Genomic DNA, 13,468 nt, shown 5'->3' with positions numbered 1-13,468 from the left:
TTTGGTAGAAATGAAAATACAAACGAGGTACATCGGCGGCGTGTCGGTGTACCTCGTTTTTGTTTTTTCGGGAAAATTATACCCCAAAATCGGCCAATATGCCCACAAAAAAAGCCTGAAAGCGGCCTACACAATCCCAAACAATCTGTATATTTGCGGTTCGGATAAAATACAGTGCTTTATAAGCAAAGTACACCCCTTTGCGGCGGCTGTAAACCTTACCCAAACGCATCAAAATCAACATCAATGTCTGCAAGAGAAAAATATACCGTCGTGATAGGTTTAGAGGTTCACGCTCAATTGCTTACAGCAAGTAAAGCCTATTCCACAGACTCCACAGAGTTCGGCAATTTGCCCAATACCAACATTAGTGTTATTACGTTGGCACACCCTGGTACGCTGCCGCGCAGCAACCGCAAAGTAGTTGAATACGCTATCAAAATGGGTTTGGCGTGCCACTCGGCCATTACGCGTTACAATTTCTATGACCGTAAAAATTATTTTTATCCAGACTTGCCAAAAGGCTACCAAATCACCCAAGATAAAACGCCGATTTGTGTGGGCGGACACGTGCCTATTAAGCTAAAAGACGGTTCTACCAAAAATGTACAACTTACGCGCATTCACATGGAAGAAGATGCGGGCAAGTCTATGCACTTGGCTGGCGAAATTGAATCGTTGATTGACCTTAACCGCGCAGGCGTGCCGCTTATCGAGATTGTTTCAGAGCCAGAAATTTGCAATTCGGATGAGGCTTACGCCTACCTGAACGAAGTACGCAAATTGGTGCGCTATCTGGAAATTTGCGATGGCAACATGGAAGAAGGTTCGTTGCGTTGCGATGCCAACATTTCGATTATGCCCGTAGGCACTACCAAGTTTGGCAACAAAGTGGAAGTGAAAAACATGAACTCTTTCCGCAACGTACAACGCGCCATCGAACACGAAATTGACCGTCAAATTGTATTGGCGGAAGCAGGCCAGACGATTGTATCCGAAACGCGTATGTTCGATGCCACCACTGGCGAAACGTACAGCTTGCGCAGCAAAGAGAATCTGAACGATTACCGCTATTTCCCTGAGCCAGATTTGCAACCAATCGTAGTTTCTGACCAATGGCTTGCCGACATCAAAGCACTAATGCCAAGCCTGCCAGCCGAATTGTTCGAGAAGTTTACGGCACAATTTGGTTTGTCAGAATATGATGCTAACGTATTGACAGACAGCAAAGAAATCGCTTTATATTTCGATGAAGTTTGCCGCCATACGAGCAGCTACAAAATGGCTTCTAACTGGGTAACGGGTGCTGTAAAATCGTATTTGAACGAAAGAACTTTGCACATCAACGACTTCCCGATTAGTGCGGCACGTTTGGCCGATTTGATTGCACTCATCGAAAGCGGCAAAGTGAGCCACACGGTAGGCGCACAAAAAATATTCCCTGCCATGCTTGAAAATTCGGACGCGCCTTTGGCCATTGCCGAAAAACTCAACGTGTTGCAAGAGGGTGACGCCGATTCGCTTACGCCAATTATTGCCGAAATCATCGCGAAATACCCGCAAAAAGTAGCCGAATACAAAGGCGGCAAAAAAGGGATTTTGGGAATGTTTATGGGCGATTTGATGAAAGCCACCAAAGGAAAAGCCGACCCGAAAGTAGCCAACAAGCTCATGGAAGAAGCCTTGAACAATGCTTAAAAATCTAATTTTACAATATTTATAATACAAATTCATTAAATAAAAAGCCTATAAGTAAAATCAGACACTTATAGGCTTTTTATTTTTAGTGCAAAAGTTTCAAAATCTGAAACGCCGACGTGCATACAATCACAGCCAACACGATGTAGCGAAACGCCTTTTCCGAAGTGCGTTGCAGGATAAGTTTACCCAAATAACTCCCCAACACACTCACGCCAATCAGTACAGGAATGAGCACAATGTATTCTTTCTGAAAATAACCATTGGCCACATACACCACCGCGCGACTGCTGTCCACCCCCAAATCTATGAGTGCGGACGTAGCAATAAATATTTCTTTGGGCAAATGAAAAGCCGACAAAGTAATTCCTCGAATAGCTCCGCCTGTGCCAGCCACACCCGCCAAAAAGCCCGAAGCCACACCACCCAAATACAGATTGGAGTTTGTTTGCTCAATGGTTTTATTGAAATTGATAATCAGGTAAATAGACAAAAGAGCCAACGCGAAATTCATACCCAATTCCATGTACTTGACGGGCAAATACGCCGTAAGCCACGCGCCAATTATCACAAAAACCACCGCAGGAATCCCCAATTTCAAGGCAATGTCTTTCTGGATTCCTTGCTTAAACAGCGCGATTTTGGACAAATTGCTGAACACATGAAACACCGCCGTAATGCCTAACACGGTTTTGAAATCAAAAAACATGGACGCTATGGGCACAAACAAAATAGACGAACCAAAACCCGAAGTAGTCCCGATAATTTCTGAAATGAGTGCCAGCAGCACAAACAAATAATATTTCTCAAACATCGCGTTTTTTACAAAAAGTCCTTTTTCTCTAAAAAGTAAAGGTACACTTTTTACTATATGTTACTAATGCCAATAAAAATAGGTACGTGGCTACCACATACCTATTTCGTTCATTTCGTGTTATTTTCTCAAAAATTTCATTTTTCAAAGAAAGCAGCCGAGCCGCCAACCCACGTTTTATCTTTGTTGTAACGCACGCCCATCAGGTCGGCGCGGCCAAGCCTTACCAAACTCGTGGCCAGTGTCGGACGCGCATCGCCATCTTTCCAAATGAACAACATGCGCAATTCGGTTTTGATGTCTCCGTCTGGCGAATGTAGCGCAGGCGCGTATTCTACTTTTTTCATCAAAATATAATTTTCCTTGTCGGCAATTGCGTCGATGTCAGCTTGCGTAACATTGAAAATCACGCCCACACCCGCAAACGAAAACAACGGCTTGAGTACATAATTTTCGAGGTCTTGCGGATATTCCGTGTACTGGCTCAAAAACTTGGTTTCGGGTACATAGCGGCTTTTCAGGAACGGCAACGTGTATTTGCTGATACGGAAAAACCAGTTCGGATGGCCTGCCCATTCCACATCTACATCTTCGGTGAGGTTAAACTGCAAATCTAAATCCGTGCGGCGGCTCAACTCATCAAAAATCACGCGGTTGTAAATGCGGTAAATCGGCGTTTTGACGCCATCGCGCATATAATAAAGCTTGCGGCCTTCGCGTATCACTTCCGTAATGCACACGGGCTTGATGCCTGTATAGTCTTGGGTGCAATAAAAATCGACTTTGGTTTTTTGTTTTTCGGGTTCCACCTCCAACAAAATCACATTTTCAACGGCGTGTTTGCCCAGAAACACTTCGCGCAACAGTTCCACGTAGCTTTCGGCCGTCAGGCCTCCGAACAAATAATCAAGTTGCGGCGGAATATCAAAAAATTTGCGATAGCCCAACGCAATGAACTGCTGAAACGCATACAACGACGGGAATCCCTGTAATTCAATCAGTTGCGGAATCAGTTCGCCAGTTTGTTTGTCCTGACAAATGGCAAAATCTATGGCCAAACAAAGCGTATGTTCGTCTTCGTTGGGCACAAAAAGGCCTTCGGGAACGGCTTTTTGGGTGATTTGCTTAAAGTCTGGACGCACGATTACGTCAATAATTTCATCACAAGCCTTTACCACGTGGTCGGTCAGGGCTTTGGGAATGAAAACGGGCGTTTCGGCAATGCGAAATTCAATTTCGTAGTTGTAAGGCGCGTAAAGCCATTGGCGCAAAGCCTGATACTTTTCGTCGGTAAATTGCTCGTTGTAGTTTTGTCTGATTGGAGGAATCATAAAATCAAGTAAACAAAGGAAAAGAACGTATATAAAATAAAAGTCGTTGGGCTTTTGGCTTGGTGTGGGTGCTTTAGCTCAAATGTAATTAAAAAGCCGAACAAGAAAAATACAAAACACACCCAATACAAAATTTATAATTGTTCATTTTTGTTGTAACCATATAATTATTTGGCAAAAATAAAATTTGACAATGTAAGGCCAACCAAACGTTATTAGCCAATCGTGTTACATTTCAAAAGTTGGTGGCGTGGGCTGTCGCAAATACAAGGTTTATAAAAAAAATACAATACTTGTGGAATATTTGTTAAGCTATACGAGTACAAATAATGTTTTGTAATATGCTCAATATCAACAATAAAAAAAATATTTCAAAAAAAATTACCACCCAATTATTTTTTAACTATCTTTGTTCAGTTAAATTTAACACCCGAAACCAAAATACATCATTTATATTATGGACATGACTTTTGCTTCACCAGCAACTTCCAATGTTGCTGTAATTCCAGCCTCACAACGCCGTATTCGCCGCGCAACCGTTTTGGGTTCGGGCGTAATGGGCAGCCGCATCGCTTGCCATTTGGCCAACGTTGGTGTAGAAGTATTACTTTTAGATATTGCACCAAAAGAACCAAACGACGCAGAAAAAGCGAAAGGCCTTACTGTAAACGATAAAGCAGTGCGTAACCGCATTGTTACGGACGCTTTCACTTCTGCCGTAAAATCAAACCCAAATCCTTTGTATCATGCTTCGTTTGCAAGCCGCGTTTCGCTTGGCAACTTCGAAGACAACATGAAAGACATTGCCAATTCGGATTGGGTAATTGAGGTAGTAGTAGAAAACTTGGCTATCAAAAAAACTGTTTTTGAACAAGTAGAAAAATACCGCAAACCAGGTACACTAATTACTTCTAACACCTCTGGTATTCCGATTCATTTGATGGCGGAAGGCCGTTCGGAAGATTTCGTGAAAAACTTCTGCGGTGTTCACTTCTTCAACCCTCCACGCTATTTGCGTTTGCTCGAAATTATCCCTACGCCTCACACTGATGCAGAAGTGGTTAATTTCTTGATGCACTACGGCGACCGTTTCTTGGGCAAAACAACCGTTTTGTGTAAAGATACGCCTGCTTTCATCGCTAACCGCGTGGGCGTTTATGCCATCATGGAAGTAATCAAGATTATGCAAGACCTTGATATGACCATCGACGAAGTGGACAAACTCACTGGTCCTGTAATCGGACACGCTAAATCGGCTACTTTCCGTACTTCGGACGTGGTTGGTTTGGACACACTTACGAAAGTGGCCAGCAACTTGTACGCAGCTCTTCCAAACGACGAATCACGCGACATTTTCGTGTTGCCTGAATTTTTGAAGCAAATGGAAGCGAACAAATGGCTTGGCGACAAAACCAAACAAGGTTTCTACAAGAAAACAGTTGGGGCAAATGGCGCGAAAGAAATTCATAGCCTTAACCTCAAAACATTAGAATATGCCCCTGCGGGTAAAGTGAAATTCGCAACATTGGAGCTTACTAAAACAATTGAAGTTGTAAAAGACCGCTTCAAAGTGTTGGTAAAAGGCCAAGACAAAGCAGGCGAATTTTACAGACAAATGTTTGCTGGTTTGTTCCAATACGTTTCGCACCGCATTCCAGAAATTTCTGATGAGCTTTACAAAATTGACGATGCACTTCGTGCTGGTTTCGGTTGGGAAGTAGGTCCATTCGAGAAATGGGACGCAATTGGCGTGGCGAAAGCTATCGAAATCATGACGGCTTTGGGCAAAAAACCTGCGGCTTGGGTTACGGAAATGTTAGCAGCTGGTCACACTTCATTCTACAAAGTAGAAGGTGGCGTGCGCAAGTTCTACGACGTAGCTACCAAATCGTACAAAGGTATCCCAGGTACTGAAAACTTCATTATTTTGGACAACTTGCGCAGCACCAACAAAGTATGGGGCAATGCAGGTTCTACGATTTTCGATTTGGGCGACGGCGTTTTGGGCGTGGAATTCCATACCAAAATGAACACGTTGGGCGCGGAAGTAATCGAAGGCGTAAACAAAGCAATCTCTTTGACTGAAAAGAGCTACAGAGGTTTGGTAATTGGTAATCAAGGTTCTAACTTCTCGGCGGGTGCTAACTTGGCCATGTTGTTTATGTTTGCTGTTGAGCAAGAATACGACGAAGTGGACATGATGATTCGCCAGTTCCAAAATACGGTAATGCGTGCGCGTTATTCGTCTGTACCAGTGGTAGTTGCACCACACGGCCTTACTTTGGGCGGTGGTTGCGAGTTCACGATGCACGCAGACGGCGTACAAGCAGCAGCCGAAACGTATATCGGTTTGGTGGAATTGGGCGTAGGTCTTATCCCTGCTGGTGGCGGTACAAAAGAAATGGCTTTGCGCGTTTCTTCGTCCGTAGAAACTGGCGACCCAGAATTGAACCGTTTGCAAAATGCGTTTATGAACATCGCGACGGCTAAAGTGGCTACTTCGGCTAACGAGGCGTTCGACATGAACATTTTGCGTCGTGGCGACCGTATCTCTACGAACCTTTCTCGTCAGATTCGTGATGCGAAAGAATTTGTATTGGATTTGGCTAACGCTGGTTATACACAACCAAAACAACGCACCGATATCAAAGTACAAGGCAAAGCAGGTATCGCGCTTTTCAAAGCAGGTATCAACGCGATGCGCATGGGACGTTACATTTCGGAACACGACCAAAAAGTAGCCGAGAAACTCGCTTATGTGATTTCGGGTGGCGATTTGTCTTATCCGCAATTAGTAACCGAACAATACTTATTGGACTTGGAGCGTGAGGCGTTCTTGTCGCTTTCTGGCGAACGCAAAACATTGGAACGTATCCAAAGCCTTTTGAATGGCGGCAAAGTAATCCGCAACTAATTTATATTGTTTATTGTGTTTTGATTTTTTCAGGCTGTGTTCACGTTGAACACAGCCTGAATTTTTATATAAAAAAACTACATTTTACAAAAAACGACCACAAGCAACACAACAATCAAATTTTTATTGTTTACCGCCCGAACTGTGTGTAATTTCGTGGCTTAAATTTTTTATAATCATCTTCTTATGAAATTTGGCGTAATTGTTTTTCCGGGTTCTAACTGCGATGCAGACATGGTGCATTCTTTGCGCCACGATTTACAACAAGAAGTCGTGCAACTTTGGCACAAAGACACTGACTTGCAAGGCTGCGATTTTGTGGTACTTCCAGGGGGCTTCTCTTATGGCGATTATTTGCGTTCGGGTGCGATTGCGCGTTTTTCGCCTATCATGCAAGAGGTGATTGCGCATGCGAATCGTGGTGGCTACGTGTTGGGCGTTTGCAATGGGTTTCAGATTCTGACAGAAGCAGGACTTGTCCCAGGTGCATTGTTACACAATAACAGCCAACAATTTATTTGTAAAAATGTGTACATCAAACCTGCCACGTTCCAGACGGCTATCACGCAGGGACTTGCCGCACAAGCTTACAAAATTCCGATTGCACATGGCGAAGGCCGTTACTTTGCTTCCACGCAGGTAATCGAAGAGCTAAAAGCCAACGACCAAATTTTATTTCAGTATTGCGATGCGCAAGGCGTTGTAGCTGAGGAATTTAATCCAAACGGTGCGATTGATAACATTGCAGGCGTTTGCAACAAAGGCCGTAACGTGTTTGGTATGATGCCACACCCCGAAAGAGCTACTTCGGCGGCACTTAGCAACACCGACGGACGCGCTATTTTTGAATCTGTGCTTTCGGTTTTAGCCTAATTTTTTCAAGAAAATAAAAAAAAATATAGCAATTCTGGAACAAAAAAGAGACCTTTATGGTTTATAAAGGTCTCTAACTAATTGTTTTAGAGCGGCTGGAATGAAACGACTATTCCCAGCGTAATTCTGTATCGTTATTATCTGTGCTGTAACCAGCGTTGTTTTCTTCGGAAGAATAGCGGTCTGGTTGACGGGCGAAATCATAATCTGGCATCAGTGTCTTGACATGGTCAATGGACTGCTGCAAACCCTCCATAAACGGAAGAAAATCTTCTTTCTGTAAAAAAATCTTGTGCTTTTCATAGAAAAAGCCTTCGCCGTCATCCTTCGGAACTTTTTTGCTTTCAGTAATCGTAATGAAATAATCGCCGTGCCTTGTGGCTTTAACGTCGAAAAAATAAGTTCTTTTCCCCGCTTTCAGACGGTGCGAGTACACCTCGTTTTTATCCTGAAATTTTTTTCTTTCCACAACGTTGTTTTTAAAATGTTAATGGAGAGTAAAATTAGTAAGCAAAACCAGATTTCAAAATAAATACCCTTGATTTTTAAGGAAATTTGCAATCGGTTTGCTTTGTTGTTAAATATATTACCACTTAACCCATTTATAACCATGAAGTTTACTATTTGGATATTTTGGCTTTGTAGCTTGACATTTGCGTGGGCTGGCGGAAATAATAAACGCCCCCAAACAGGTATGGCCTCGTACTATGCCGATAAGTTTCACGGTAGGCGCACTTCCAATGGCGAAAAATTCAATATGTATGCCTATACCGCAGCCCACCGCACGCACCCTTTCAACACCATGCTCAAGGTAACGAATTTGGCCAACGGCAAATCGGTGATTGTGCGCGTAAATGATAGAGGGCCTCATGCCCGCAAGCGTGTTTTGGATTTGTCCAAGCGTGCCGCCACAGATATTGGCCTTATCCGACAAGGAAGCGGAAAGGTAAAAATAGAAGTAGTGGGCAATGAAGGCAAAATTACCAGCAAAGACCCTAAGAAAGACAAAAAAGCAACGCCAGCCCCCAACGTCATCAAAGCATTACCCAAACCGAAGGGCATTTTGGTAGCCAACCCAAACGGAAACGGCGGTTTCGGAACGGGCAAAACCTTTAGCCTTTGGGGAACAGAAAAAGAACCAATGGGTTTTGGCGTGCAAATCGGCTCTTACGACAATTTGGAAACGGCCAAAGCAGACTGCAAAGCCGTCATCAACAAAGGCGTTTCTGATGCCTATATTCAGGTAGGTTGGACAAAAGGAGCTAAAACGTACCGCGTGGTATTGGGCGAATACGCTCGCCGCGAACACGCCGAAGCCGACTTAGATAAATATAAAAAACTCGGCTACGATGGTTTTGTGAAAAAACATTTATAAACTACTGATAATCTTTCGTTTATTCACATAAAAAGCAAATTCAGTCGCCTTTATAACCTGTGATTTATTATTAACTCACTGTGTTGTTTGTTGGCAAAAACACGTTTATTTGCAAGTTGAATTTTACCAAAAACAATGCCCTTGTCTCAAATTTTATTGCTGCAAGATATTTTTTCAATAAAATGACAAGTTAGGCGTTTGGTATAAAAGTTGCCGTAATTCAATTCATTTTATGAATATCAAAACCATCATCAAACAATTTTTGGGCTTGGCCTGCATGGGCTTTTTGTTGCTATTGGCCAACTGTCAGCCACAAGACGAAATCATCACGCATTCGCCCGAAAAAAGCCTACGTTTTTCTGAAGATACGATTCTGTTCGATACCGTTTTTACGCAAATGCGCACGGCAACCAGACGCATGAAGGTTTATAACCCGAACAAAAACGCGGTGGTGATTAGCTCCGTGCAAATCGCTGAAGGCAACGCCTCCCCTTACTCCATCACCGTAAACGGACAAAAAGGCGGCAAAGTGGTAAATGACATCGAAATTAAAGGCGGCGACAGCATTTTGGTACTCGTGGAAGCCAACGTAAGCGCGACCGCCGAAAACAGTCCGTTTATCATCGAGAATACACTACAATTTGTATTAGAAAATCAAACGCAAGAAGTAAAACTTTTGGCGTGGGGACAAAATGCCACTTACTACCGTTACACCCAAAACGATAACGGCTTTTTATACTACGAAATCGCCGACGGCACGCACCTAACAGCCACCAAACCAACCGTTTTATACAATCATTTGTACGTTCCGAAAGGCTGCACGCTGACGGTAGATGCTGGGGCAATCGTGCATTGTTTCAAAAGTGTAAATATTTTTGTAGAAGGAACTATACTTTTATTAGGAACTGCCAATCAGCCTGTTACGTTTACAGGCACGCGTTTGGAAGTAGCCTACAAAAATCAACCTGACCAATGGGGTGCTATCGTGTTGCTGGAAAATGCGTTGGGCGTGATAGACCATGCCATTTTGCATAACGGCTTGCACGGCGTACAAGTCAATTTGCCGACCGATTCGCTACGCGCTACGTTACAAATTTCAAATACCGAAATCCGTAATATGTCGGGTTCGGGAGTTTGGAGCTTTGGCGGTGCCGTGTTCGCGTGGAACAACGAAATTACGGATTGTGCGCAATATTTGTTCGCGGGTCTGATGGGCGGCCATTACGAGCTATACCACAACACGTTGGGTTTCAGCAACAACATAAGTTTTCAACGCAAAACACCAGCCGTAGGCTTCAATGACTTTTATAAAGATGAGGCAAGCGGCGTGCTTTACACACAAACCAATTATCCAACGGTCAAACTTTTTAACAATATCATTTCTGGCAATCAAGCTGAAGAACTTATTTTTGGGTCGTATCAAAGCAATATTTTGCCAAACAGCAATGTGCACACCGAACACAATGTCATACGCAGCAAACGCAACAATCAGACACAAACTTTCGATACAAACGGCAACTTTCTGATAGAAAAAAGTTATTCGTTCAGAAATGCAAAAAAATATAATTTCGGGATAGACAGCCTCGAAACAATAGTAGGCAAGCCGCGTTTGGCATATCAGGGCGGGGAACAATTAAATCAAATACCTGTTCTTGATGTGAATCTTCGCACATTGCTCCAAACCGACAAAGCAGGCAACGCACGTCCACTCGACCACCCAGATATTGGCGCATATCAATATAAAGACTAACGTTTTTTGAGGATAAAAACTCCCCGAAACCTTATATCTTTGCGGCTCAAGTGGTTTTATCAAGACTTAACACATTTTTTTTATGAAATTTGCAACCAAAGCCATCCATGCGGGCGTACACCCAGACCCCAGCACAGGCGCGGTAATGACACCGATTTTCCAAACTTCTACTTATGCCCAAACCTCACCAGGTCAGCATAAAGGTTATGAATATTCGCGCACACACAACCCAACGCGCACAGCCCTACAAGACAGCCTCGCAGCCTTAGAAAACGGAACACATGGTCTTTGTTTTTCGTCGGGAATGGCCGCCATTGATGCAGTCGTTAAACTGTTAAAACCTGGGGATGAAGTAATTGCAGCCAATGACCTTTACGGCGGCACTTACCGTATTTTCACTAAAATATATGCTGATTTCGGTATTAAATTCCATTTCGTACCCATGCACAACATGGACGAAGTGCGCAAAAACTTAAATGCTAATACCAAATTGCTTTGGGTGGAAACCCCAACCAATCCGCTTTTGAACGTGATTAGTATTGCGGAAGCGGCAGCAATTGCCAAATCTAACCATTTGCTGTTGGCCGTAGATAATACTTTTGCGACGCCATATTTACAAAACCCATTGGATTTGGGTGCGGACATCGTCATGCACTCGCTGACCAAATACATGGCTGGCCACTCGGACGTAGTAATGGGCGCACTTATCGTCAAAGATGAAGCTCTGGCACAACGTTTGGCATTTATCCAAAACTCCTGCGGCGCAACACCCGGCCCACAAGATTGTTTCTTGATTTTGCGCGGCATAAAAACATTGCATTTGCGTATGCAACGCCACTGCGAAAACGCGGCGCAAATCGCTAATTTCTTAGATACACACCCGAAAGTAGAACGCGTTTATTACCCAGGCTTGCCGTTGCACCCATCGCACGAAATCGCGAGCAAGCAAATGCGCGGCTTTGGCGGGATCGTTTCATTTGTACTCAAAGGCGACGATATTGACGAGGCACGCCGTGTAATGGAAACTATCAAATTGTTTACATTGGCCGAGTCGTTGGGCGGCGTAGAATCGCTTTGTACGCACCCTGCCTCCATGACGCACGCGAGTATCCCGAAAGCCGAACGCGAGAAAAACGGCCTACGCGATACACTTATTCGCTTGAGTGTGGGCGTGGAAGACGTGGAAGACCTTATCGAAGATTTGGCGCAAGCAATTGGCTAATTTTTTTAGATACATAAATAAAAAAGTAAAACCTCCCACTTGATGATAAGTTGGGAGGTTTTACTTTTTATCTCTAAAACAAGAAAGCAACTTAGTTCACCACGACTTTAAAGCCCGATTCCTTTTCGCCTTTTTTCTCGTCTTTCTTAATGGTAACTTTATCACCATCTTTCAGGTGCTTAGACACTTCCAAGAAAGGCCCCGAAATCACTTCTTCGCCCGCCGATAAGCCACTGACAATCTGAATATTTTCAAAGTCGCTAATGCCTGTTTTTACAACTTTTTTCACGGCTTTACCGTCTTTGCACACAAAAACAACCTCATCAACTTCTTCTTTTTTCTGTGTGTCGTCGGTTGTGGTGCCGTTGTCATCTTTTTTCACTTCCTCTTTTTTCTCAACACGCGGACGCGTTGTTACGGCAGCCAATGGCACAGAAAGTACGCCGTTGCGGTGCTCTGTAATAATTTCCACGCTGGCCGTCATGCCTGGGCGGAATGGCGAATTACCCGTTTTTTTGTCAATCAAATCCAAATAAGATTCGCTCAAAATACGCACTTTTACTTCAAATTCCGTTACGGTTTCCATGCTAGAAGCATCTTTGGCAGTATTAGCAATTAAAGTAACAATGCCTTTAAATTTACGTTCTTGTTCGCTGTACGAATCTACTTCGATGTCAGCAGTATCGCCCAAATGCACGCGCACGATGTCATTTTCGTTCACGTCGATTTTCACTTCCATGTTGTGCAAATTGGCCAAACGAAGCATCTCAGTACCAGCCATTTGCGACGTACCTACTACGCGTTCGCCGTTTTCTACATTCAACTTAGAAACAGTACCGTCCACAGGCGCGTAAATTGAGGTTTTGCGCAAGTTTTCCGAAGCGTCTTTCAACGAAGCCTCCGCACTTTGTACGCTAAAATACGCTGCACGTACATTTTGCTTAGCCGACTCCAACTCTTCTACGGCTACATCGTAGTTCGATTTGCTGGTTTGCATATCCGCATCCGAAATTACTTTGTCAGCATACAATTTTTGATTGCGTTCGTATTCCAATTTTACGCGTTGCAAACGTGCTTCCGACTGCGACTCCAAAGCCTTACTTTGTGCCAAGCTGGCACGGCTGCTGCTCAAACTGGCCTTTGCACGTTCGAGCATAGACTCGTAGTTGTCGGGGCGAATTTTGAGCAATAATTGACCTTTTTTCACCGAATCGCCTTCGGCCACATAAAGTGCGATAATCTCACCTGATACGTCTGGACTAATTTTTACTTCTATTTCTGGTTGAATTTTGCCCGAAGCACTCACGCGTTCTGTGATATTGGATTTGCCCACTTTCACTACGGTTACTTCCGTGCCTTTGGGTTGGCCTACCCAGCCATTATTTTTGGCCACAACAGCCCCTATAATGACCACGACCACCAGACCAGCCAAGATATAGAGCCATTTTTTAGAATTTTTCATGGAATTTCAGATTTTATCTTTTAGCAGTT

11 protein-coding genes are annotated in these 13,468 nt (G+C 43.7%); 7 read left to right on the top strand and 4 right to left on the bottom strand.

What is annotated here, in order from left to right; all coding sequences use genetic code 11:
* Positions 1-10 precede the first annotated feature (10 nt).
* The gene (locus tag BM090_RS18200; RefSeq protein WP_143084009.1) at positions 11-277 is read left to right on the top strand and encodes a hypothetical protein; all 267 of its coding nucleotides are present in this window, start codon (positions 11-13) and stop codon (positions 275-277) included.
* A complete protein-coding gene (gatB, locus tag BM090_RS15965; RefSeq protein ID WP_091515801.1) occupies positions 247-1,698 on the top strand; it encodes an Asp-tRNA(Asn)/Glu-tRNA(Gln) amidotransferase subunit GatB in 1,452 nt (483 codons plus the stop codon). Before BM090_RS18200 ends, gatB begins: the two co-directional genes overlap by 31 nt.
* A gap of 85 nt (positions 1,699-1,783) precedes the next feature.
* On the opposite strand, the gene BM090_RS15960 is transcribed toward gatB, so the two are convergent.
* Positions 1,784-2,512: a sulfite exporter TauE/SafE family protein gene (locus tag BM090_RS15960; RefSeq protein WP_091515797.1), complete on the bottom strand. Its 729-nt coding sequence runs from the start codon at positions 2,510-2,512 to the stop codon at positions 1,784-1,786.
* 137 nt (positions 2,513-2,649) lie between these two features.
* Positions 2,650-3,843, bottom strand: coding sequence for a hypothetical protein (locus tag BM090_RS15955; RefSeq protein WP_091515794.1), 1,194 nt, complete (start codon positions 3,841-3,843; stop codon positions 2,650-2,652).
* 457 nt (positions 3,844-4,300) lie between these two features.
* Here BM090_RS15955 and BM090_RS15950 point away from each other — a divergent pair, with 457 nt between their 5' ends.
* Together BM090_RS15950 and purQ are read left to right on the top strand one after the other, a co-directional pair.
* Positions 4,301-6,757 (top strand): 3-hydroxyacyl-CoA dehydrogenase/enoyl-CoA hydratase family protein, encoded by a 2,457-nt coding sequence (locus BM090_RS15950; protein WP_245756748.1) that lies wholly within the window; start codon positions 4,301-4,303, stop codon positions 6,755-6,757.
* Between the two features lie 186 nt (positions 6,758-6,943).
* Positions 6,944-7,630, top strand: a complete 687-nt coding sequence (purQ, locus tag BM090_RS15945) for a phosphoribosylformylglycinamidine synthase subunit PurQ (RefSeq protein WP_091515790.1) — start codon at positions 6,944-6,946, stop codon at positions 7,628-7,630.
* Positions 7,631-7,739: 109 nt separating this feature from the next.
* Here purQ and BM090_RS15940 read toward each other — a convergent pair whose 3' ends face one another.
* Positions 7,740-8,099: a DUF3276 family protein gene (locus BM090_RS15940; RefSeq protein WP_091515787.1), complete on the bottom strand. Its 360-nt coding sequence runs from the start codon at positions 8,097-8,099 to the stop codon at positions 7,740-7,742.
* 141 nt (positions 8,100-8,240) lie between these two features.
* Between BM090_RS15940 and BM090_RS15935 the strand changes: the two genes are divergently transcribed.
* The 3 genes from BM090_RS15935 (at position 8,241) to BM090_RS15925 (ending at position 11,977) form a co-directional block, all read left to right on the top strand.
* Complete coding sequence (locus tag BM090_RS15935; RefSeq protein ID WP_091515784.1) at positions 8,241-9,005, top strand: septal ring lytic transglycosylase RlpA family protein; 765 nt, start codon at positions 8,241-8,243, stop codon at positions 9,003-9,005.
* A gap of 232 nt (positions 9,006-9,237) precedes the next feature.
* The gene (locus tag BM090_RS15930) at positions 9,238-10,755 is read left to right on the top strand and encodes a hypothetical protein (protein WP_091515781.1); all 1,518 of its coding nucleotides are present in this window, start codon (positions 9,238-9,240) and stop codon (positions 10,753-10,755) included.
* An 82-nt stretch (positions 10,756-10,837) separates the two neighbouring features.
* A complete protein-coding gene (locus BM090_RS15925) occupies positions 10,838-11,977 on the top strand; it encodes a cystathionine gamma-synthase (RefSeq protein WP_091515777.1) in 1,140 nt (379 codons plus the stop codon).
* Between the two features lie 91 nt (positions 11,978-12,068).
* On the opposite strand, the gene BM090_RS15920 is transcribed toward BM090_RS15925, so the two are convergent.
* Positions 12,069-13,439 (bottom strand): efflux RND transporter periplasmic adaptor subunit, encoded by a 1,371-nt coding sequence (locus tag BM090_RS15920; RefSeq protein WP_091515774.1) that lies wholly within the window; start codon positions 13,437-13,439, stop codon positions 12,069-12,071.
* Positions 13,440-13,468 lie beyond the last annotated feature (29 nt).

It is taken from the genome of Flexibacter flexilis DSM 6793, assembly GCF_900112255.1.
GTDB lineage: Bacteria > Bacteroidota > Bacteroidia > Cytophagales > Flexibacteraceae > Flexibacter > Flexibacter flexilis.
Note: the sequence above shows the minus strand (reverse complement) of the source record. Positions and strands in the feature narration are given on the sequence as shown.

Coding starts and splice junctions, on each gene's coding strand:
- BM090_RS18200 (WP_143084009.1), top strand. CDS start 11: ATGAAAATACAAACGAGGTACATCGGCGGCGTGTCGGTGTACCTCGTT.
- gatB (WP_091515801.1), top strand. CDS start 247: ATGTCTGCAAGAGAAAAATATACCGTCGTGATAGGTTTAGAGGTTCAC.
- BM090_RS15960 (WP_091515797.1), bottom strand. CDS start 2,512: ATGTTTGAGAAATATTATTTGTTTGTGCTGCTGGCACTCATTTCAGAA.
- BM090_RS15955 (WP_091515794.1), bottom strand. CDS start 3,843: ATGATTCCTCCAATCAGACAAAACTACAACGAGCAATTTACCGACGAA.
- BM090_RS15950 (WP_245756748.1), top strand. CDS start 4,301: ATGGACATGACTTTTGCTTCACCAGCAACTTCCAATGTTGCTGTAATT.
- purQ (WP_091515790.1), top strand. CDS start 6,944: ATGAAATTTGGCGTAATTGTTTTTCCGGGTTCTAACTGCGATGCAGAC.
- BM090_RS15935 (WP_091515784.1), top strand. CDS start 8,241: ATGAAGTTTACTATTTGGATATTTTGGCTTTGTAGCTTGACATTTGCG.
- BM090_RS15930 (WP_091515781.1), top strand. CDS start 9,238: ATGAATATCAAAACCATCATCAAACAATTTTTGGGCTTGGCCTGCATG.
- BM090_RS15925 (WP_091515777.1), top strand. CDS start 10,838: ATGAAATTTGCAACCAAAGCCATCCATGCGGGCGTACACCCAGACCCC.
- BM090_RS15920 (WP_091515774.1), bottom strand. CDS start 13,439: ATGAAAAATTCTAAAAAATGGCTCTATATCTTGGCTGGTCTGGTGGTC.